Annotated in this window: 19 protein-coding genes, 1 pseudogene and 1 riboswitch; of the genes and pseudogenes, 17 read left to right on the top strand and 3 right to left on the bottom strand. The window is 51.4% G+C overall.

The features are described 5' to 3' along the window. The first annotated feature begins 57 nt into the window (after window positions 1-57). The 17 genes and pseudogenes from KJS65_RS27405 (at window position 58) to ilvA (ending at window position 18,432) form a co-directional block, all read left to right on the top strand. Complete coding sequence (locus KJS65_RS27405) at window positions 58-321, top strand: DUF1294 domain-containing protein (protein ID WP_136608824.1); 264 nt, start codon at window positions 58-60, stop codon at window positions 319-321. 148 nt (window positions 322-469) lie between these two features. Further along, window positions 470-904, top strand: a complete 435-nt coding sequence (locus KJS65_RS27400; RefSeq protein ID WP_213652983.1) for a universal stress protein — start codon at window positions 470-472, stop codon at window positions 902-904. 198 nt (window positions 905-1,102) lie between these two features. Beyond that, window positions 1,103-1,204, top strand: a riboswitch (purine riboswitch). 196 nt (window positions 1,205-1,400) lie between these two features. Beyond that, window positions 1,401-1,886, top strand: a complete 486-nt coding sequence (gene purE / locus KJS65_RS27395; RefSeq protein ID WP_213652982.1) for a 5-(carboxyamino)imidazole ribonucleotide mutase — start codon at window positions 1,401-1,403, stop codon at window positions 1,884-1,886. Continuing rightward, a complete protein-coding gene (gene purK / locus KJS65_RS27390) occupies window positions 1,883-3,070 on the top strand; it encodes a 5-(carboxyamino)imidazole ribonucleotide synthase (protein ID WP_213652981.1) in 1,188 nt (395 codons plus the stop codon). Before purE ends, purK begins: the two co-directional genes overlap by 4 nt. 3 nt (window positions 3,071-3,073) lie before the next feature. After that, entirely contained in the window at window positions 3,074-4,369 is a 1,296-nt protein-coding gene (purB, locus tag KJS65_RS27385) for an adenylosuccinate lyase (protein WP_213652980.1), read from the top strand. Window positions 4,370-4,431: 62 nt separating this feature from the next. Continuing rightward, the gene (locus KJS65_RS27380; protein WP_213652979.1) at window positions 4,432-5,319 is read left to right on the top strand and encodes a phosphoribosylaminoimidazolesuccinocarboxamide synthase; all 888 of its coding nucleotides are present in this window, start codon (window positions 4,432-4,434) and stop codon (window positions 5,317-5,319) included. A 179-nt stretch (window positions 5,320-5,498) separates the two neighbouring features. Beyond that, window positions 5,499-5,744 (top strand): phosphoribosylformylglycinamidine synthase subunit PurS, encoded by a 246-nt coding sequence (purS, locus tag KJS65_RS27375; RefSeq protein ID WP_136608819.1) that lies wholly within the window; start codon window positions 5,499-5,501, stop codon window positions 5,742-5,744. A 5-nt stretch (window positions 5,745-5,749) separates the two neighbouring features. Further along, window positions 5,750-6,439 carry a phosphoribosylformylglycinamidine synthase subunit PurQ gene (purQ, locus tag KJS65_RS27370; RefSeq protein WP_213652978.1) on the top strand — a complete coding sequence of 230 codons (690 nt, stop codon included), beginning with the start codon at window positions 5,750-5,752 and terminating at the stop codon, window positions 6,437-6,439. Next, window positions 6,417-8,660 carry a phosphoribosylformylglycinamidine synthase subunit PurL gene (gene purL, locus KJS65_RS27365; RefSeq protein ID WP_213652977.1) on the top strand — a complete coding sequence of 748 codons (2,244 nt, stop codon included), beginning with the start codon at window positions 6,417-6,419 and terminating at the stop codon, window positions 8,658-8,660. Before purQ ends, purL begins: the two co-directional genes overlap by 23 nt. Next, window positions 8,645-10,126, top strand: a complete 1,482-nt coding sequence (gene purF / locus KJS65_RS27360; protein ID WP_213652976.1) for an amidophosphoribosyltransferase — start codon at window positions 8,645-8,647, stop codon at window positions 10,124-10,126. The genes purL and purF overlap by 16 nt, the downstream gene beginning before the upstream one ends. Window positions 10,127-10,216: 90 nt before the next feature. Next, complete coding sequence (purM, locus tag KJS65_RS27355) at window positions 10,217-11,257, top strand: phosphoribosylformylglycinamidine cyclo-ligase (protein ID WP_213652975.1); 1,041 nt, start codon at window positions 10,217-10,219, stop codon at window positions 11,255-11,257. Continuing rightward, window positions 11,257-11,877 (top strand): phosphoribosylglycinamide formyltransferase, encoded by a 621-nt coding sequence (purN, locus tag KJS65_RS27350; RefSeq protein WP_213652974.1) that lies wholly within the window; start codon window positions 11,257-11,259, stop codon window positions 11,875-11,877. The genes purM and purN overlap by 1 nt, the downstream gene beginning before the upstream one ends. A gap of 294 nt (window positions 11,878-12,171) precedes the next feature. After that, window positions 12,172-13,719, top strand: coding sequence for a bifunctional phosphoribosylaminoimidazolecarboxamide formyltransferase/IMP cyclohydrolase (purH, locus tag KJS65_RS27345; RefSeq protein ID WP_213652973.1), 1,548 nt, complete (start codon window positions 12,172-12,174; stop codon window positions 13,717-13,719). Window positions 13,720-13,857: 138 nt separating this feature from the next. Further along, the gene (gene purD / locus KJS65_RS27340) at window positions 13,858-15,132 is read left to right on the top strand and encodes a phosphoribosylamine--glycine ligase (protein ID WP_213652972.1); all 1,275 of its coding nucleotides are present in this window, start codon (window positions 13,858-13,860) and stop codon (window positions 15,130-15,132) included. A gap of 234 nt (window positions 15,133-15,366) precedes the next feature. After that, window positions 15,367-16,307: pseudogene (locus KJS65_RS27335) on the top strand (ring-cleaving dioxygenase). A gap of 16 nt (window positions 16,308-16,323) precedes the next feature. After that, the gene (locus tag KJS65_RS27330; RefSeq protein ID WP_213653010.1) at window positions 16,324-16,929 is read left to right on the top strand and encodes an alpha/beta hydrolase; all 606 of its coding nucleotides are present in this window, start codon (window positions 16,324-16,326) and stop codon (window positions 16,927-16,929) included. 261 nt (window positions 16,930-17,190) lie between these two features. Further along, window positions 17,191-18,432, top strand: a complete 1,242-nt coding sequence (gene ilvA, locus KJS65_RS27325; RefSeq protein ID WP_213653009.1) for a threonine ammonia-lyase IlvA — start codon at window positions 17,191-17,193, stop codon at window positions 18,430-18,432. 76 nt (window positions 18,433-18,508) lie between these two features. Here ilvA and KJS65_RS27320 read toward each other — a convergent pair whose 3' ends face one another. The 3 genes from KJS65_RS27320 to KJS65_RS27310 all read right to left on the bottom strand — a co-directional run bounded on the left by KJS65_RS27320 (window position 18,509) and on the right by KJS65_RS27310 (window position 22,317). Beyond that, window positions 18,509-19,369 carry a MurR/RpiR family transcriptional regulator gene (locus KJS65_RS27320; protein ID WP_213652971.1) on the bottom strand — a complete coding sequence of 287 codons (861 nt, stop codon included), beginning with the start codon at window positions 19,367-19,369 and terminating at the stop codon, window positions 18,509-18,511. Window positions 19,370-19,465: 96 nt separating this feature from the next. Then, the gene (locus KJS65_RS27315; RefSeq protein WP_244864890.1) at window positions 19,466-20,128 is read right to left on the bottom strand and encodes a hypothetical protein; all 663 of its coding nucleotides are present in this window, start codon (window positions 20,126-20,128) and stop codon (window positions 19,466-19,468) included. 44 nt (window positions 20,129-20,172) lie between these two features. Further along, the gene (locus KJS65_RS27310; protein ID WP_213652969.1) at window positions 20,173-22,317 is read right to left on the bottom strand and encodes a hydantoinase/oxoprolinase family protein; all 2,145 of its coding nucleotides are present in this window, start codon (window positions 22,315-22,317) and stop codon (window positions 20,173-20,175) included. Window positions 22,318-22,475: the final 158 nt, after the last annotated feature.

The following is a 22,475-nucleotide window of genomic DNA, read 5'->3' as shown; positions in this document are numbered from 1 at the left end:
CCGTCCCGATACAGATTTATAATGAAGCTAGGCAGGTTGAACGGAGGTGGTTCCCCGGTGAGAACAGCCCTATGGGTATGGTTTATTTTCATCAATGCAGTGGGCTACCTGGTGATGTCCGAGGATAAAAGAAGAGCAAGGAACAGGCGCGACCGCGTACCTGAGAGAACCCTTTTTTTACTGGCGGCAATCGGCGGATCTCTTGGTGTGTGGATCGCGATGTACCGCAAGCGCCATAAGACGCGCCATCTGAGTTTTCGCATTGGCATCCCTCTGCTATTGTTTGTGAATGCCGTTCTGTACGCCTATTTTTTAAGCTAGCAGCGTCTCTACAACAGGCTTTATCGATTTTCTTCTATCTTGTGCTGGATCTGTTCCATTTGTATTTATGATTAACGGAATGGATTCAAGGTTAAATCGTTTAATACATGGCAGTTCAACAAAACAGAGAAAGAAGAGGTGGGTTCACATGTTATTCTCCAAAATTCTTCTGGCTTATGATGGTTCCAAAGCTTCCAATAAGGCTCTTGATCGTGCGATTGAATTAGCTCATGCAGCACCAGGCTCGGTCATTCAGGTCCTGCATGCATTCGATTTTCCGCGTGTCTTTATCGGTGAAGGCCTCGCTCCGATTCCAGCATCTGTCAACAAGGATTTTTATGATCTGGCTGAACAGACCGTTGACGAAGCGAAAAAGCGCTTGACGGACGCGGGCGTAAGCTTCAACGTGGAGATGATCCAGGGAGCTCCTGCAGAAACCATTTTGAGATATGCCAAGGAAAAAGACTCGGATGTCATAATTATTGGCAGCCGCGGTTTAGGCGGAATTCGTGAATTCGTGCTTGGTAGTGTCAGCCACAACGTGGTGCAGCATGCCCGTATACCTGTTCTTGTGATTAAGTAATCAAAATTAAAATTGTAAGCCAGTGTGCCGGAGTTTGAAGGTATACTGGCTTGCTTTTTAGGTATGAATAGGCCAAAAAACGAACATTAAATTTATGATTCTTTTAATTGTTCGTGTTTGAGTTGACATGTGATGTAGGGGATTGTTAAACTGATAGATGTAAGTCCTCTTAAACGGAGGCGCTCCAATATCAGCATCATTTACAATTGAAAAAATGCTCGTATAACGCCGGGAATAAGGCCCGGAAGTTTCTACCCGGAGACCGTAAATTTCCGGACTACGAGGGAATACCGCAAGGGAGGCTGTACGGCCATTCCGGTCTTGGTGTATGTCTTTTGTGATCAATCACATGATACATCCAAGCGTATATGTATTCCTGACATGGTCCGGTATCCTGAAAATCAATATTTTCTTGGGACCGGGCTTTTTGGTCTTATTTTCGGTTTTTGATAAAAAAGACAGATCGCTAAAAAACCACATGAAAGTAGGTAGAAACATGTCAGCATCGGTCGCTGTCATCATGGGCAGCAAATCGGATTGGGAAACGATGCAGCACGCTTGCATAGTGCTTGATGAACTGAATATTCCTTATGAGAAAAAGGTCGTATCCGCGCATCGTACGCCGGATTTGATGTTTACCTTTGCGGAAGAAGCTGCGCAGCGGGGCATTAAGGTCATCATCGCGGGTGCGGGCGGTGCCGCGCATTTGCCGGGGATGGTTGCCGCCAAAACGGTGCTCCCTGTAATCGGCGTACCGGTGCAGACCAAAGCACTGAACGGACTGGACTCACTGCTTTCGATCGTACAAATGCCTGGAGGAATCCCAGTCGCTACAGTGGCCATCGGTCAGGCTGGAGCGACGAATGCAGGACTGTTGGCAGCCCAGATCATTGGAGCTTCTGATCCTGTCATTCAAAACCGGGTGCAGGCACGGCGGGATCATATCCGTAATGAAGTGCTGGAAAGCAGTGACTTGCTATGAGTAAAGAACTGCAGAGCAGACATCAGATGGATACGAAAACGCTGCTTCCCGGCGCAACGATTGGTATTTTGGGCGGAGGACAGCTTGGACGCATGATGGCGCTCGCCGGAACGGCAATGGGATACCGGTTCATTACGCTGGACCCGACGCCGGGAGCCCCATGCGGGCAGGTTACACCACAGATTGAAGCATCTTATAGCGACGAAGCGGCAGCGCGGAATTTGGCTTTGGCATCGGATGTCATTACGTATGAATTTGAAAATGTGGACGCGGATGTAGCTGCCCTGCTCGAAAAGGAATCGTACGTACCGCAGGGAAGCACGCTGCTCTACACAACTCAGCACAGACTGCGGGAGAAACGGGCAATGGAGTCCGCAGGAATACCCGTAGCACCATACCGCGAGATTACGGATTTGCCGAGCCTGATCAAGGCGGCAGAAGAGCTGGGTCTACCCTGTGTGCTGAAAACGGCTACCGGCGGTTATGATGGAAAGGGACAAGCGGTCATTCGCTCAAGCGAAGAACTGGAAGCAGCTTATGGGGAACTGGCGGCTTCTGGGAGAGAGCTGGTGCTGGAGAAGTTTATCGCTTTCCAAGCGGAGATTTCCGTTATTGCGGCGCGAAGCCCGAAGGGGGAAGTGAAGAGCTTTCCCGTCTCGGAAAATATCCACGTGGACGGCATCCTGCATCTGTCCATCGTGCCGGCAAGAGTAGAGGAAAGTATCCAGCGTGAAGCGCGGAAGCTGGCGGAAAAGCTCGCGGAAAGCCTGAATGTGGCTGGCCTTCTCGCCGTGGAAATGTTCGTGACGGAGGACGGCGGGCTGTATGTGAATGAAGTAGCCCCCCGCCCTCACAATTCCGGACATTACACGATGGAGGCATGTGCAACCTCGCAGTTTGAGCAGCATGTGCGGGCAATCTGCAATCTGCCGCTCGGAGATACCACGCTTCTCAGTCCCGTTGTTATGGTGAACGTGCTGGGACAGCATTTGGAAGAAGTCGTGAAGCAGGCAGGCGTGCCGGATGATGCATTGGACGAATACGGCGCCGTGCCTAAGCTTCATTTATATGGAAAGAATGAGAGCAAGACTGGCCGCAAAATGGGCCATATCAACCTGTTATGCAAGGATGTTCAGCATGCGCTGGACTGGATCGAACAAACTCACATTTGGAGGCAAGGATAATCAATGATCGAACGTTATAGCAGACCGGAAATGCGGGCCATCTGGACCGAGGAGAATAAATTCAAGGCTTGGCTTGAAGTAGAATTATGCGCTTGTGAAGCATGGGCGGAGCTCGGAGTCATTCCGAAGGAAGATACGAAGCTGCTTCGTGAGAATGCCACATTTGATATTCAGCGCATTAATGAAATTGAACAGGAAACGCGTCATGACGTAATTGCTTTTACCCGTACCGTGTCCGAAAGCCTTGGACAGGAACGCAAATGGGTGCATTACGGCCTGACTTCCACCGACGTGGTAGACACAGCTCTTGGTTATCTTTTGCGCCAGGCGAATGAAATTATTGAACAGGATTTGATCCGTTTCATCGAAATCCTGAAGGACAAAGCTATTGCCTACAAGGATACGCCGATGATGGGCCGCACGCATGGTGTGCATGCCGAACCGACAACCTTCGGACTGAAAATGGCGTTGTGGTATGAGGAAATGAAGCGTAATCTGGAGCGTTTCCGCCATGCGGCCAAAGGCGTGGAGTTCGGAAAAATCTCCGGCGCAGTCGGCACCTATGCGAATATCGATCCGTTTGTTGAGGAATTCGTATGCAAGAAGCTTGGAACCAGCCCGGCTCCAATATCTACACAAACGCTGCAGCGTGATCGTCATGCCGAATACATGGCGACACTCGCGCTGATCGCAACTTCGATGGATAAATTCGCGACTGAAATCCGCGCCCTGCAAAAGAGTGAGGTTCGCGAGGTGGAAGAGGCTTTTGCCAAGGGTCAAAAGGGCTCCTCGGCGATGCCGCATAAACGCAATCCGATCGGCTGCGAGAATATCTCCGGTCTTTCCCGCGTGATCCGCGGACATATGGTAACGGCATTCGAAGACGTGGCACTCTGGCACGAACGCGACATTTCGCATTCCTCCGTGGAACGGATTATCCTGCCGGATGCAACCATGCTGCTGAACTACATGCTGAACCGCTTCGGCAATATCGTGAAAAATTTGACGGTATTCCCGGAAAATATGAAGCGTAACATGGGCCGCACCTTCGGCGTTCCATTCTCCGGACGCGTCATGACCAAGCTGATCGACAAGGGTTTCAGCCGCGAGCAGGCGTATGATACGGTCCAGCCGCGCGCAATGCAGGCTTGGGAAGAGCAGCGCCAGTTCCGCGATATCGTGGAATCAACGCCTGAAATTACGGAAGCGCTGAGCGCGGAAGATATTGAAGATGCATTCAACCCTTCCTGGCATCTGAAGCATGTAGATACGATATTCAAAAAGCTTGGCCTGATTTAATCTTCAATCCGCCTAACCAGGTGAAAGAATCAATGATGAAGGAAAAAGTGGGGAGGATTCACATGACATCACCGGCCGTATCCACTGCTGTGGAACTTGTTGATGCGCCGCTGCTTTATAAGGGCAAGGTACGTGAGCTGTATGATTTGGGGGAACATGTGCTGATCGTCGTCACAGACCGGATTTCCGCATTTGATTATGTGCTGGATCCGGCCGTTCCGGAGAAAGGGAATGTTCTGAACCGGCTTAGCGCCTTCTGGTTCGAACAGACCCGCGAGCTGATGGAAAACCACGTGGTTCACACCGATGTGGATCAATTGGGAAATATCGCAAAGGACAAAGCGCTATTGAAGGACCGGATCATGGTGGTCCGCAAGGCGCAGCGTATCGATATGGAATGCGTGGTCAGAGGCTACATCACCGGGGGCGGCTGGAGACAGTATCAAACCTCGGGAGAAGTGAATGGAATCCATCTGCCGGAGGGCATTCGTAAAAATGAGCCTTTCCCGGAGCCGATCTTCACACCTGCCGCGAAAAACGACGTCGGTCACGACGAAGACATTTCCATGGAGCAAATGAAGTCGATGATCGGTGACGAGCTCGCGTTAGAGCTTCAGGAGAAAAGCCTTAAGTTGTATGGTTTTGCCCGGGATTACTGCGCGGAACGCGGCATTATTCTAGCGGACTGCAAGTTCGAATTCGGCATCCTGGATGGCCGGGTGATCCTGATTGATGAAATCTTTACACCTGATTCTTCACGCTTCTGGGCGAAGGAGAATTACGCTTTGGATATCGAAATCGACAGCATGGATAAAGAGCCGGTCCGCACCTATCTGGCTTCTACGTCATGGGACAAGAACAGCCAGCCGGATCCGCTTCCCGCGGAAGTGGTGGAAGAAACGACCCGCCGCTATGTGGATATTTACCGCAGATTGACGGAGCAAGTGTAATAGGATTCGCATTTCTATTTTTTTGATTGAAAGGTTTTGAGACAAATCAAGGCAGCGTGGGGGACGGAAGCGATCGGAAGAACGATCCGTCACCGGAGCGGTCACTATGCACGATGCCAAGCACTTATCCATCAAAAAGCTCATTCTATCTATCTAACCCGAGGAGGAACTAGAGGAATATGTTGAAAGCTACGGTCTATGTCACAATTAAGCAGGGCGTACTTGATCCGCAAGGTGTTGCGGTACAAGGAGCGCTGCATTCGATGGGGTTTCAGGAAGTCGAAAGTTTGCGTATCGGAAAATATATGGAGCTTAGCCTGAACACGGATGATCGTGCTGAGGCGGAGCGCCAGGTTAAACAGATGTGCGAAAAGCTTTTGGCGAACACGGTGGTTGAGGATTACCGTTACGAATTGGAGGGCTAACATCCATGAAATTTGCAGTTCTCGTCTTTCCGGGCTCCAACTGTGATATTGACTGCTACAAAGCGGTGGAAGAAGCAATTGGAGAGCCTGTCGATTACGTGTGGCATACAGCTACCGACCTTTCCGCATATGACTGTATTTTGGTTCCAGGCGGGTTTTCTTATGGCGACTATTTACGCTGCGGGGCGATTTCCCGTTTTGCTCCGGTCATGAATGAAGTGTCCAAGGCTGCAGAAGAAGGCAAATATATTCTTGGCATCTGTAATGGTTTTCAGATTTTGACGGAAGCGGGTCTTCTCCCTGGGGCGCTGATGCGCAACACATCCATGAAATTCCGCTGTCATGATACTGCACTTCAGGTGGTTAACAATCAAACGCCATTCACGAATGATTTTGACCTGAATGAGGAAATTGTCATCCCGATCGCACATGGCGAGGGCAATTACTACTGCGACGAAGAGACGCTGAAGCAGCTTCAGCAGAACAACCAGATCGTATTTACGTATAAGGATAATCCGAACGGCTCTCTGGCCGATATTGCAGGCATCTGCAATGAGCGGGGAAATGTCGTTGGCATGATGCCGCATCCGGAGCGGGCCGTGAACGACCTGCTGGGCTCAGCAGACGGAAAACGCATGTTTACATCAATCCTGAAGGCTTGGAGGGATACCCATGGCACAGCAAGTGTCCGCTAAGGAACCGACCGCAGAGCAAATTGCGGAGCAGAAAATATATCAGCAGTTTGGCGTGTCCGATAGTGAATATGAGCTGATCTGTTCGTTTATGGGACGTCAGCCTAACTATACAGAGATCGGTGTATTCAGCGTGATGTGGTCCGAGCACTGCGCATACAAAAACTCGAAGCCGCTTCTGCGCCGCTTTCCGACCAGCGGACCCCGTGTATTAATGGGTCCTGGCGAAGGTGCAGGCATCGTTGATATTGGCGACAATCAGGCTGTTGTTTTCAAAATCGAGAGTCATAACCACCCTTCAGCAGTAGAGCCTTACCAAGGTGCGGCGACGGGGGTTGGCGGTATTATCCGTGATATTTTCTCGATGGGTGCAAGACCTGTTGCGCTGCTGAACTCCCTGCGCTTCGGCAAACTGGAGAGCGACCGCGTGAAATATTTATTCGAGCATGTCGTATCCGGGATTGCGGGATATGGCAACTGTATCGGTATTCCGACGGTAGCGGGCGAAGTGATGTTCGACAACAGCTATGATGGAAATCCGCTTGTGAACGCGATGTGTGTAGGCCTCATCGATCATGATAAAATCCAGCGCGGCGTAGCCAAAGGTGTGGGCAACCCCGTATTCTACGTGGGTCCACCTACCGGCCGTGACGGTATTCATGGTGCGACATTTGCCTCGGTTGAGCTGAGTGAGGAGTCTGAAGCGAAGAAAACCGCGGTACAGGTCGGCGATCCGTTCATGGAAAAGCTCGTGATGGAATCCTGTCTGGAATTGATTGATACCGGCATCGTGCTGGGTATTCAGGATATGGGCGCAGCAGGTCTGACCTGCTCCAGTTCGGAAATGGCGAGTAAAGCAGGCAACGGTCTAGAGCTTTATCTGGATCAGGTTCCGCAGCGAGAAGAAGGCATGACGCCTTATGAAATGATGTTATCCGAGTCGCAGGAACGGATGTTGTTCGTTGTGGAGCCGAAGGATGAAGCGCAAGCAATGGAAATCTTTGAACGCTGGGGTGTTATCTGCGCCAAGGTTGGTAAAGTAACGGATGATGGTCGTCTGAAGCTGTTCCATCACGGTGATCTGGTTGGTGACATGCCGGTACAGGCGCTCGTGGATGAGTGTCCTGTCTATGAGAAGCCATCAAGTGTTCCAAGTTATTACGTGGAAAATGAGAAAGTAGACACCCTCCGTTATGACGAAGTGAAGGACCTGGGCGGCGCCCTGAAGACGGTACTGGCTTCTCCGACGGTTGCAAGCAAAGCATGGGTGTACAATCAATATGACTATATGGTCCGCACCAGTACGGCGGTGCGTCCGGGCTCCGACGCGGCGGTAATTACAATTAACGGCACGCGCAAAGGCCTCGCGATGACGACGGATTGCAATGGACGTTATGTATATCTGGACCCTGAGGTTGGCGGCAAAATCGCAGTCAGCGAAGCGGCGCGCAATATTGTCTGCACAGGTGCAGAGCCGCTCGCGATTACGGATAACCTGAATTTCGGCAGTCCGGAAAAACCGGATATTTTCTGGCAAATGGAACGTGCAGTCGATGGTATGGCGGAAGCATGCCGGGTGCTGGATACGCCGGTAATCGGCGGAAATGTCAGCCTGTACAATGAAAATGCAGGTGGAGCCATTTACCCGACTCCGGTTGTAGGCATGGTTGGATTGCTGCATGACACAGACCACATTACTACCCAGGGCTTCAAACAAGAAGGCGATGTCATTTTCCTGCTGGGCGAAACCAAGGCTGAGCTGGGCGGAAGCGAGCTTCAATATGCGGTTCATGGCGTAACGGAAGGCCGTCCGCCAGTGCTCGACCTGGATACGGAGAAAAAGCTGCTATCAGGCGTACTTGGTGCGATCCAAAGCGGCTTGGTACAATCAGCGCATGATCTGTCCGAGGGTGGACTCGCCGTTGCACTGGCAGAGTCCTGCATTAGCGGCTCGCTGGGTGCGAGCGTGTCCATCAGCACGACGCTCCGCCATGATCTGGCACTCTTCAGCGAATCGCAGTCGCGTATCTTGCTGTCTGCTGCCAAGGATCAAGCGGACAAGCTCCAAGCATATCTGACTGAGCAGGGCGTCCCGGTGACGTTGATCGGCTCTGTCGGCGGCGAGAGTCTGGTGGTAGATATCAACGACGCGCCGGCATTGAATGAATCGGTCAAAGGGCTGCGTCAAGTCTGGGAGGATGCGATTCCATGTCTCATGAAATAGCACCGCAAACGCTGTGGACCGGAGACTATTATAACGAAGGGGCAGGCAAGGAAGGCCTGTTCGACAAATTGAAGGAAGAATGCGGCGTATTCGGGGTCTATGGACACCCGGATGCCGCATCCTTGTCCTATTATGGGCTTCACGCCCTTCAGCATCGCGGTGAGGAAAGCGCGGGGATCTGCGTCAGCAACGGTGACGAATTCCATTACCACCGCGGCATGGGTCTGGTGAAGGAGGTATTCGACAAGGATACCTTGGCGTCTCTGACCGGATCCATCTCCATTGGTCATGTGCGCTATTCAACCAGCGGAGACAGTAAGCTGACGAATGCCCAGCCGCTGGTCTTTAAGTACCGCGCGGGTGACCTTGCCGTGGCGACCAACGGCAATATCGTGAATGCACCGCAAATCCGGCGCGAGCTGGAAGAGAGCGGATCGATTTTTCAGACGACAAGTGATACGGAAGTTATTGCCCATCTGATTGCGCGCTCCTCAAAAGATCTTGTGGAGGCGGCCAAGGATGCCTTTAACCGAATTGTCGGTGGATATGCGTTCATGATTATGACCAATGACAAACTGCTGGTGGCTTCCGATCCGCATGGTCTGAGACCTCTGACGATGGGCAAGCTCGGTGATGCTTATATCTTTGCTTCCGAGACTTGTGCGTTCGAAACCATCGGTGCCGAATCCATTCGGGATATCGAGCCAGGCGAGCTGCTTGTGCTGGACCGTGACGGATTGCAAGAGGATCGTTTTGAAGAGAAAAAGCATCGCAAGGCGTTGTGTGCGATGGAATATATCTATTTTGCACGGCCCGACAGTGATATGAACGGCTCCAACCAGCACTCCGCGCGTAAGCGTATGGGCAGCCGCATGGCTCTGGAATCGTTTGTGGACGCGGACATTGTGACAGGGGTTCCGGATTCGAGCATTTCGGCGGCCATTGGCTACGCGGAACAGACAGGCATTCCTTACGAGCTTGGGCTGATCAAGAACAAATACACGGGCCGGACCTTCATCCAGCCAAGCCAGGAACTGCGCGAGCAGGGCGTGAAGATGAAGCTGAGCGCGGTACGCCGCGTGGTGGAAGGGCAGCGTGTAGTCATGATCGATGACTCCATCGTGCGCGGCACGACGTCTCGCCGGATCGTCAACCTGCTTCGTGAAGCGGGTGCTCTCGAGGTCCATGTACGGATCACATCGCCGCCGTTCAAAAATCCATGCTTCTATGGTATCGATACACCGGACCGGCGTGAGCTGATCGCATCGTCACGATCTATCGAAGAAATTTGTCGTGAGATCAATGCGGACTCGCTTGCATTCCTGAGCCCTGAAGGTTTGATCACGGCGATTGCGGGCAATAACGCGGAAGATCACAAGGGCGGTCTATGTCTGGCCTGCTTCGATAATGATTATCCGACGCGCATAGACTTCAACGGGGAAGAGAAGTTTGGCTGCAGCTGTTAATCATTAAATATATGAATCATTTATCAGGTTGCTAATGGACTGTACGAACGAAAGTGATAAATACTTTGCTGAAGGGAAGTGTCGTGGGAAGTGTCAGAGGCCTATAAAAATGCTGGTGTCGATATTGCGGCAGGCAATGAAGCGGTAGAGCGCATGAAGAAGCATGTGAAGCGGACGTTCCGTCCTGAAGTCATGACCGATCTTGGCGGTTTTGGCGGGTTGTTCGGATTGAACAAGGATAAGTATGAGGAGCCTGTGCTCGTATCGGGAACAGATGGGGTTGGCACAAAGCTGAAAATCGCTTTTGCCATGGACCGTCATGATACCATCGGCATCGATGCGGTTGCAATGTGCGTAAACGATATTATCGTTCAGGGCGCAGAGCCGCTTTTCTTCCTGGATTATCTCGCCTGTGACAAGGTCGTGCCTGAAAAGATCGAAGCGATCGTTGCAGGTATCGCTGAAGGCTGTCATCAATCCGGCTGTGCTTTGATCGGCGGCGAAACGGCAGAAATGCCTGGCATGTATTCGGAAGGCGAATACGATATCGCAGGCTTCACGGTGGGTGTGGTCGACAAGAGCAAAATCATCAACGGCTCCACGATCGCTTCCGGCGACACCGTGATTGGCCTGGCATCCAGCGGAGTACACAGCAATGGCTTCTCCCTCGTTCGGAAGCTGCTGCTGGAGCAGCAGGGATACAGCCTGCATGATTCGATCCCTGAGCTCGGCGGCATATTGGGAGATACACTTCTCGAGCCTACGAAAATCTATGTCAAACCGCTGCTTGCTCTGCTTGAAAAGCTGCAGATTAAAGGCATGGCACATATCACCGGCGGCGGGTTTATTGAAAATATTCCGCGGATGCTGCCTGATGATGTGAATGTCGACATCGAATATGGCTCCTGGCCGATTCTTCCGATATTCGAGCTGATGCAAAGCAAAGGCGGCATTACAAACCGGGATATGTTTACCACCTTCAATATGGGCATTGGATTGGTGCTTGTCGTGGCAGCTGAGGATGCGGAGAAGGCAGTCGGATTGTTGAAGGAGCAAGGCGAAGAGGCGTATATCATCGGAAAGGTTACTTCAGGTGAATCGGTCGTGACCTTTACGGGAGCTGACGTTTAATGAGCACTTATCGTATTGCTGTGTTTGCTTCCGGCGAGGGCAGCAATTTTCAAGCTTTGGCGGAAGCGGCAAGCGCAGGCCGTCTCGGCGGAGCGGAGATTGCGCTGCTTGTCTGTGACAAGCCTTCCGCACCCGTAGTACGGCGTGCCGAGCAGCTTGGCATTTCGACCCATCAATTTAATCCCAAGGATTACGAGTCGCGTGAAGCTTATGAGCATGAAATTGTCTTGCGGCTCGAAGAGCTGCAGGTGAATCTGGTGGTGCTAGCGGGGTATATGCGGCTGTTGACGCCGGTTATCGTCCATCAGTACAAAGGACGTCTTATCAACATTCATCCTTCTCTTCTGCCTGCTTTCCCGGGCAAAAATGCCATCGGACAAGCGCTGGACTACGGCGTGAAGCTGAGCGGCGTCACCGTTCATTTTGTAGACGAAGGCATGGATACAGGCCCGATCATCGCACAGAAGGCGATTCATATCGTCTCTGGAGAAACGGCTGAGTCGTTCGCCCAGGCTGTGCATGGCGTCGAAAGAGAGCTGTATCCAGAGGTTGTCTCCTGGTTTGCCGAAGGTCTTGTGCAGCTTGAAGGCAGACAGGTGACGGTAGCGAGGAAAGGTTAAGCAGGAACATTGCTGAGACGACAAGTTCGGCGCATCCCGTAATTATTTTAATTTTTTGTCAGCAAGTAGGTTTCAAACGTAGGCTCTCTGGGTACGTGCATTCGATATTTCTCGGGAAATAAATAACGGTCCATCGAAAGTTAGCGTTTTTACGCGAGGGGATTAGGGCAAGCCGGATAGCAGCTTATTAAACTCAATATATCAACGTAAACGGAAGATATGATCTATATATTGGGTCAATGAATCGCGATAAGCAGGATTGCATTAGCCTCAACTATAAAGGAGGAGCATATTGTGGGTATAAAAAGAGCTCTGGTTAGCGTTTCGGATAAGAAGGGCATCGTAGATTTTTGCCGTGAGCTGTCTACACTCGGCGTGGAAATTATTTCGACAGGCGGAACGAAGAGTCTGCTGGCGAAAGAAGGCGTGCCAGTCATCGGTATTTCCGACGTGACGGGATTTCCTGAAATTTTGGACGGCCGTGTCAAAACTCTCCATCCTGCGGTACACAGTGGACTGCTGGCCGTTCGTGACAGCGAAGAGCATCAGCAGCAGATGAAGGATCTGGGACTGGATTATATCGATCTGGTTGTCGTTAACCTGTATCCTTTCCAGGAAACCATCGCCAAGCCGGATGTAACGTATGAGGACGCGATTGAAAATATCGATATCGGCGGTCCAACCATGCTCCGCTCGGCAGCCAAAAATCACGCGTTTGTGACCGTGGTTGTGGATTCCGATGATTACGGTACTGTTGTTCAGCAGATCCGCGAACAAGGGGATACAACCCTTGATACACGCAAACAGCTTGCAGCCAAAGTCTTCCGCCATACTGGCGCATACGACGCCCTTATTTCCGATTACATGTCGAATGTAACTGGCGAACCGCTCCCAGAGCGCTACACAGTGACCTACGAAAAAATTCAGGACCTCCGCTACGGGGAAAATCCGCATCAGAAAGCTGCGTTTTACCGCAAACCGCTGGCTCCTGCAGGCACGTTGACGACAGCTGAGCAGCTTCATGGCAAAGAACTTTCCTACAACAACATTAATGATGCCAATGCAGCGCTGCAAATCGTGAAAGAGTTTGACGAGCCAACGGTGGTAGCCGTTAAGCATATGAATCCTTGCGGTGTGGGTGTAGGCGAAAGCATCCTGGAGGCCTATCAAAAGGCATACAGCGCTGATCCAACTTCAATCTTTGGCGGCATCGTGGCTGCGAACCGTATGATCGACAGCGATACGGCGAAGCTGCTCAGCGAGATTTTCCTTGAAATCGTGCTTGCACCGGACTTCACCGAGGAAGCGCTCGAAATATTGACGAAAAAGAAAAACATCCGCTTGCTAAAAATGGGTGAATTCGGCTCTTCCCGTGAGCGTAAGAGCAGTTATGTCGTGACATCCATCGACGGCGGCATGGTCGTGCAGGAAAGCGACGTCCATGCACTGGATGCGGCTGATCTGAAGGTCGTGACCGACCGTCAGCCTACGCCAGAGGAACTGAAGCAGCTTCTCTTCGGGTGGAAAGTCGTTAAGCATGTGAAATCAAATGCGATCATTCTTGCCGCTGACAACATGACCGTAGGCGTCGGCGCGGGACAAATGAACCGTGTTGGCTCGGCCAAAATAGCCATCGAACAGGCAGGAGAGAAAGCCAAAGGCTCCGTTCTGGCATCCGATGCATTCTTCCCAATGGGCGACACGCTTGAGTTTGCAGCGAAAGCAGGCATTACCGCCGTCATTCAGCCAGGCGGCTCCATCAAGGATGAAGAGTCCATTAAAGTGGCAAACGAATACGGCATCGCCATGGTATTTACCGGCGTGAGACATTTTAAACACTAATTGATCCATAGAGATAAAGGCCAGAATGGTCATAAATAGAGAAGACATATGAGATTGAAAACGGGCTCCGCCTGCTGCAGTTTGAAGGCAGCTTGGGTGGAGCCTGAAATATAACCGGGATAGGAACAGGAGGCGGACATGGATATTTTGGTCATTGGCGGCGGAGGCCGCGAGCATGCAATCGTATGGGCGCTGAATAAAAGCACAAAGGCAGGCCGTATTTACTGCGCACCGGGAAATGCCGGGATCGGGCAGATTGCGGAGTGTGTACCGATTGCTGTGAATGAATTCGACAAGCTCACGGCCTTTGCAGCCGAGAAACAAGTCGGACTGGTGGTTGTCGGTCCGGATGATCCGCTGGCGGATGGGATTGTCGATGCGTTCGAAGCGAAGGAAATTCCGGTATTCGGACCACGCAAGAATGCGGCAGAAATCGAAGGCAGCAAAACCTTCATGAAGGATCTGCTTCACAAATACAATATCCCGACTGCGGCTTATGAGAAATTCGACAGCTATGAGGAGGCTCTTGCCTACTTAGATACGCAAAAAGCCCCGATTGTTATTAAAGCGGATGGACTTGCGGCAGGAAAAGGCGTGACCGTGGCACGAACGATGGAAGAAGCGCAGCAGGCGCTGCATGACATTATGGTTGCCAAAGTATTTGGCGAATCAGGAGCACAGGTTGTCATTGAGCAGTTTCTGGAGGGACAGGAAATGTCGATCCTTTCTTTTGTAGATGGGGAAACGGTACGTCCAATGCCAGCTGCCCAGGATCACAAGCCGGTATTCGACGGCGACCGCGGTCCCAATACAGGAGGCATGGGCACCTATTCGCCTCTGCCGCATATTGATCCGGCAATTATCGAGCATGCGATCGAGAATATCATCAAGCCAACGGCTAAGGCCATGGTGGCTGAAGGCCGTCCATTCCGCGGTATACTGTTCGCCGGTTTGATGATACAGCCGGATGGAACGCCGACAACGGTTGAATTCAATGCCCGTTTCGGTGATCCCGAAACACAGGTCGTGCTGCCGCGTCTGGAGAGCGATCTGCTGGACATATTTCTCGCTGCGGTGAATGGAACACTGTCCGATGTGGAAATCGAGTGGAGCGATGAGGCTGCGGTCTGCGTCGTGCTTGCTTCCGAAGGTTATCCGGCATCTTATCCCAAAGGGCTTCCAATCGAGGGACTAGAGGCGTCCGGAAACGAAGCAGATGCGCTTGTGTTCCATGCCGGCACAGCCCGGAATGAACAAGGTCAGTATGTGACAAATGGCGGCCGTGTGCTTGGTGTCGTAGGATTGGGTTCCGGCATTGCCGAGGCCCGCGCAAAAGCTTATGAGCAGGCAGAGCAGATTACGTTCAGCGGCAAGCAAAACCGGACGGATATCGCCGCGAAAGCGCTCGTCTAAGATCATGTAACTAAAATAAAGGCCTCGTACTTCCAAGATGCTGGAAGCTGCGAGGCTTTTTTCGAGATATAAGAAGATATGGACTTCATGGACTTCAGTGCGACCTCATCTTTAAAAACATGAACAGGAATTAATCAAACACATTAAACACTTGATATATATCTCTAATTGATATATTATATAATTAATAATCTTAAATTAAAGAAATAATGATCATAAGGAGGAAATAAGGATATGTTAAAAACAGCAGGCATTCATCATATCACGGCATTCGTAAATAATGCCCAGCAAAATGTCGATTTTCATGCCGGTGTATTGGGACTACGTCTAGTGAAGAAAACCATTAACTTTGACGCCCCGGAAGTATACCACTTGTATTTTGGCAATGAAAACGGAAGTCCGGGCACCATCATTACCTTCTTCCCGCAAGAAAACGCAAGAACGGGCGAGATCGGCGGCGGACAGGTGAGCATTACCGTATACGCGGTGCCTAAAGGAAGTATGGACTTCTGGAGTAAACGGCTGGATTCCTTCGGAATCAACCATGAATCCGTCTCCCGTTTTGGGGAACATTTCATTCGTTTTTCCGATCCGTCGGGTCTGCAGATTGAGCTCGTAGAACGCGGGGAGGGAACGCCTAGCCGCTGGTCCTTTAATGGAATTCCTGTAGAGCATGCCATTAAGGGCTTCGGCGGTGCGATGCTGAGCAGCGTCTCGTCTGAGCATACGATGATGGTGCTTGAAAAGGTCCTAGGGCTTCAGCGTGTGGGAGAAGAAAATGGACTGGTTCGTTTTCAGGGCTTTGGGGATATCGGTAATGTCATCGATGTCAATGCTGCGAATGTAATCTGGGCAATCCCGGTGCAGGCACGGTTCACCATATCGCATGGCGCGCCAAAGATTATGAAGAGCATGAGCAGTGGCGGGAGCTGCTGGCAGAAATCGGGTTTCAGCCGACGCAGGTGATTGACCGGCAGTATTTCAATGCGATATACTTCCGTGAACCGGGTGGTATTCTGTTCGAAATCGCGACGGATCCTCCAGGATTTGCGCGTGATGAGGCCGATGATGAGCTTGGTACGCATCTGATGCTGCCGGAATGGTATGAACCGCAGCGGGATTTGATTGAACAGGGTTTACCGAAGATTGAAGTGCGTGAAGTGGAGGGAATATAAAATGAGCAATTTAAGCATGCAGCATATTTTCAAAGAAGGATCGGATCCGGCCGCGCCGGTACTGGTTCTATTGCACGGAACTGGCGGAAATGAGCATGATCTGCTGCCGCTGGCCGAGATGCTGTCGCCGGAGTCCTCCGTGCTGGGGGTTCGCGGCAATGTGTCGGAAAATGGTATGCCGCGCTTTTTCCGCAGATTAGCGGAGGGCGTATTTGATGAAGAGGATCTCGTTCTGCGGACGAAAGAGCTTAATGACTTTTTGGATGAAGCGGCACGAGAGTATGGACTCCAACGCGACCGCATGATCGCGGTTGGCTTCTCGAACGGCGCCAATATTGCGGCGAGCCTGCTGTTCCATTACGAAAATGCGCTCTGGGGCGCTGTACTGCTGCATCCGATGGTGCCTTTGCGCGGTAAACAGCTGCCGGATTTGACCGGAGTTCCGGTCTTCATCGGCGCAGGCAAAAATGACCCGCTCTGTTCCGTATCCGAAACGGAAGAGCTGGAATCTCTCCTTGCTGGAGCAGGCGCGGAAGTTCAGCTCTACTGGGATAACCAGGGCCATCAGCTGAGCAAAAGGGAGCTGTACGCAGCCTCCGACTGGCTCGATAACCGTTTCTAAAACTATAACTAAACCTCTTGTCCGGTAGTGGACGGGAGGTTTTTTGCTGCTCCTTGAAGGATAAACGGACAATCGCTCTTGAAAAAAGGCCGTAAAAAAGGTACGGTACTGTGTAACAAACATTTCAGTGATGATTTGAATAAAGCCCTGAACCAACTAAAAAGAGGGCTCATGGAGTGAGGAGAAAAAATGAAGGATAATCTGCATGAAACGACTGCCCAGATACCGAATACCGTACCATCAGGTGAGAATATCGAGAACATGGTTTCCATGGAGGACATTGTACGTGCGCATCATATGCTGCGTGAGGTTATCGTACGTACGCCGCTGCAGCATGATGCGGTATTGTCGGCGAAATACAAATGTAATGTTTATCTGAAAAGGGAAGACCTGCAGGTGGTGCGCTCCTTCAAGATCCGCGGCGCATATAACATGATCCGCAGTTTATCTGCCGAAGAGCTGGCCAATGGCATCGTATGCGCGAGCGCCGGCAACCATGCCCAAGGCGTAGCTTTTTCCTGTAATGCACTGGGTATCCAGGGGAAAATTTATATGCCAAGCACAACGCCGAACCAGAAGGTGAAGCAGGTGAAGCGTTTTGGAGGCAGCAATGTGGAGGTCGTCCTGACTGGAGACACGTTCGATGATGCTTCCGAGGAAGCGATGAAGGCATGTGAGGAACAGGGCTTGACCTTCATCCATCCGTTCGATGCCCCAAAAATCATTGCCGGCAACGGGACGATCGCGATGGAAGTCATGGAGAGCCTGAACGCACCGGCGGACTATGTGTTCGTCACGATCGGCGGTGGCGGCCTGGCAGCAGGCGTGAGCACGTATATCAAGACCGTAAGTCCTTCCACACAGGTGATCGGCGTGGAGCCTTTAGGAGCTGCATCGATGAGCGAAGCGCTGCTGCGCAAAGAGGTTGTAACCCTGAAGGAAATCGATAAATTTATAGACGGTGCTGCGGTTAAAAGAGTAGGGGACATGCCGTACGCCATCTGCTCCAGCAAGCTTGATGATATCGTGAAGGTACCGGAAGGCAAGGCCTGCTCAGCGATTCTCGACCTGTACAACGAAAATGCGATCGTGGTAGAGCCAGCAGGTGCGCTGCCGGTGGCGGCTCTCGATCTGTACAGCGAACAAATTCAAGGCAAAAATGTCGTCTGCATTATCAGCGGCGGTAATAACGACATCGATCGGATGCAGGAGATCAAGGAACGCTCACTCATGTACGAAGGAATCAAGCACTACTTCATGATCAATTTCCCGCAGCGTTCGGGAGCATTACGTGAATTTCTCCAGGACGTTCTCGGCCCTGGTGACGATATTACGAACTTCGAATATACCAAAAAGCATAACAAAGAGAACGGCCCGGCACTTGTCGGCATCGAGCTCAATAGTAAAGAGGACTACATCCCGCTGATCGAGCGCATGAACCGCAAGGGACTGCAGTTTACCGAGCTGAACAAGGACTCAAATCTGTATAACATTTTGATCTGATAATAAAATAATGATGATAACTTAAGAACGCAAGAGCGCCCCTCCATCAGTGGAAGGGCGCTCTTCTATTTTCACGCTACAAAAAATAATTCGTAATCGTCAGATCGCTCGCAAGCACGGCTTCACTGTCGAGTTTCTTTTTCAAATACGTTTTGTCCGAAGAAATGAAGATGCTCATGATCAAATCCACGACGAACAGGAAGGTGATATGATTGGACATCAGCGCGCTGTTGTTGACCGAAATTTTATCCGGCACGATGATGTTCACGTCCGCGTTCTCCGTGATTGGCGACGAATCGTAACAGGTGATCGAGATCGTCTTGACCTGGTTGACCTGTGCAATGGCTACCGTGTCCACGATTTCCTTCGTTGATCCGGAGCGGGAGAAGGCGACGACGACGTCCTCCTTGCCGCACTGCGCGGCGGCGATCTTCATGGCACGGCTGTCATTCACCGCCTCGGCCATCATGCCGATGATCGACAGACGATTCTTCAGGGCAATCGCGGCCAGATAAGAATCGAACAAGCCGATAATATAAATTCGTCTTGCCCCCTTCAGAATGTCCACCACACGGTGGAGCTGATCCTCAGTGACGAGCGCAGACGTATTAACGATAAGCTCGTTATAATCGAGCGCGAGCGCATCGATCGGGTTGATTTCCCGTCTTTCCTTTTTCTTGGCCTGCATATCCCGGTAAAAAGCATCTTGGGCAAAGGCGATTTTGAAATCGTTAAAGCCCTTAAAGCCAACCTTTTTACAGAACCGGTTAATACTTGTTTCCGATACGCCGATTTCATTGGCAATGGACGTAATCGTGTTACGCGTAATAAAATCCGGATTGTGTATGACAAAATTGGCAATCTGGTTCTCACCATAAGTCAATTTTTGGGTTTGGGATACAATTTTTGCGATAACGGCCGGAACCTGTGAAGACATGATACCTCCTCCTGATCTAACGCTGGAAATGACGAGTCCGGTGATCTCCGCTAGATTTCCCCATTATATCACACCGAGTGAGGTATTGAGAGTACGCTATATCCATAATTTGCAAGTTTCGAGCTGCTGTTCGAACGCTTCGGCCTGCATGTGTTTCTCTTCGATCAAGTAAGCATAATCCAGCAGATTGGGCAGGCAGGGAAGGCCCAGAACTTCCTTGCAAAAAGCATGTGCGGCGATCTCGCTGCATTGTACCACAGTGGATCTCTTCGTATATGGCCCCAGCTTAAAGACCTCGATAGGCTCTAATCTCTCATTCGTAAATGCCGCATCCCGGTACTCCAGCCAGTGATAGAATTCATGAGCCAAATGAATATCGATCAAGCGCTCCATGTCCGGTTCTGCTGCGCTGGTCGGCTTCCCCAGGATATCCCGGCATACCCGCTGCATTCCTTGCAGAGAGGAAGCGTAAAGAATAATTTCAGGCTGCTTTTTGGTGAAATCGATCTGTGCGCGAAAGGAGACGTTATGATACTCACCGGAAGCGTTCGTCACTTCATAATGAAGTCCGGCGTCCTCGCACATCCGGCGGATGCTGCTGTCCTTGTATGATGCCGCTGCATGACGTCCGAACCGGAGCGACTCATGAACATAATACGGAATCTTTGCTTCCGGAATTTTATGAAAAAGCGGGTCCTGCTTCAGCTCCATGCAACCCAGTAATTCATCGGTTAGGGTTTGAAGGGGGAGAACGGGCATCCGGAACATCTCCTTTTCAACACGGATTATAAAAATACACCTGTTTACTGATAAGCCACAACGAGCAGTTCATCCTGCGCTGCAAGCATCTCGGTCTCGATCTCAAGGATGGATATGAGCTGCTCTTTGGTCTGCATGCCGGTCAAATCCAGCATCTTTTCCTTATAAAAAACGAATACCTTCGGAAGCGTGGCGTTGGCGTCGGAGTAGATGGTGTTATCATCGAGAAAATCGTTCAGCGGTTCCTGCGCCGCTTTGCTGAGCTTCGCATAATGCACATTGCTCTTTTTGAAGCGGACAACGCCTTCGCGGTCCAGCACGCTGACGCTGCTGGATTTCTTCTTCAGCAGACCGAAAAATGATTTCTTCACGCTCTCGCTGGTAAACAAGCTCCACCTTCCCGTTTGCGCCGCGAGTATGGTCGATTCGACCGGCTGATCTATCGAGCTTGCGGCAATCACCTTCATATCATCTACCGATATAGCTTCCTGGGCCAAATCCTTGGAGCGCAGCTCGGTGGAGCCGGTGGCGATGGCGCGGAGAATATTCTTCTGATTGTCGATCTCAATCGTCACTTCTACGGTATCCTCGGAGGCACCGGATTTGACGATGCGTTCCACAATTTCGGCGCGGATGCGCTTGATATCCTCATCGGTCGGGTTAACGACCGTTCGTTCAAGCTGTTCCTTCACCATCGCCAGCGCCACACCAATGGTTGAAACATAGGGCGCATTATTGGCGATCTGGCATTTGAGGCTTTCGCGCTCCGCCATGGCCGGTACGAGTACCGCACCGCTGCCTCCGCCGCCCACGAGCGTGACGAAGGTCCGGTCCAGCTCATAATCGTCAATCATTTCATTGACGGTCTTCATCGTCTTGTCGATCGCGATATTCATGGCTTGTCTTGCTGCTTCCTCCACGCTGACACCGACATGGTCGGCCAGCGCCTTCCAGGCTTTGAGAGCGGCCTCCTTGTTGCCCTTGGCGTAATCTCCGTCTGGAATATAGTTCAGAATATTCGCTGCTCCGGCAAGGGTATAGGAATATTCCTTGCCATTCACGCATTCACAGATCGCATACTCGGCCGGATCCCCTTCGCGGGGGCTGATGAACTTCACCTTCGGATCTGCGATATTCTCTGCAGGGGCGAAGGCCTCGTACTCCTTGCCGGCAATATGCGCACTGCGCGGGCCGACATCCGTGATGCGTCCGCCAGCCACTTTGATCATACTGCCGCCGGCGATGCCAAGCGTGCGCACATCCAGGGACTGCAGGTACGTGCGGTGACCGCCAACCTCGGCATTCTTGATCATGACTTTACCGTTCTTAATGACGGAAATGTCGACGCTGGTACCGCCGACTTCAAAGAAAATACCGTCTGAAATTTTCTCGTACATCAATGCTCCGGCAACTCCGGCAGCAAGGCCTGACAGCATGGTCAGGATCGGCCGCTTGCGCACCTCGTCGATGCTCATCACACCGCCATCGCAGCGCATGATCATGAGCTGTGACTGGATGTTGGCATTTTTCACGGATTTCTCGGTCATATTGGCGGTTTCCATCATTTTCGGAATGAGGGAGGCGTTGACGACTGCCGTTCTTGTCCGGGTCTTCAAGCCATAGAGCTGGCTGATTTCATGGCCGCCCGTGGCATAGATGCCCTTGCGGTTCGCAAGCTCCACAACCCGCAGTTCATTGGCAGGATCATCGACGCTGTAAGCCTCGGAAGCAACGATGACTTCGGCCCCTTGGCCCGCCAGCTCATCAATAGCCCCTTCAATCTGTTCATCCGTCAGATTCTTGGAATCGAGATAGACATGATAGGTATGGAGATATTTGCCCGGCGCCAGCTCGATATTCCCGGGATTGGATTCGGAGCGTGCGCTGAGGCCGTCAAGGCCTGAGCCCATCCCGATAATGCCGACTCTTGCCACATCACCCTCCAGAAGCGCATTCGTCGCCTGCGTTGTCCCGTGGGCGATGAAGGTGACATCCTCCGGCAGAATGCCTTTGCTGTCCAGAATTCGATTCAGAATTTGAACGATCCCCTTCGCCACGCCGTCCGGATCATGGTGAGTGGTCGGAATTTTCATTTTTTCGATGACTTCAAATGTCTCATTATCAATGAGAGCCGCGTCAGTAAACGTTCCGCCGACGTCAATGCCAACTCTTACCTTTTGTCTCCCCATAATGTCCTCCTAAGATGACGGGCAAAGGACCGCTCGAGATGTGCTTTGCCCGATTTGTATAAATTGATCTCTGCAGCTAGCTATTGCAGCACTCCGGATATTCTTCTAGTGTTACTGCACTACTCCGGATGCGGATTATTCCTTCTCCAGAATAATTC

This window comes from Paenibacillus sp. J23TS9 (assembly GCF_018403225.1).
In the GTDB taxonomy this organism is placed as follows: Bacteria; Bacillota; Bacilli; order Paenibacillales; family Paenibacillaceae; genus Paenibacillus_AQ.
This window is presented reverse-complemented; position numbering and strand designations above follow the sequence as displayed.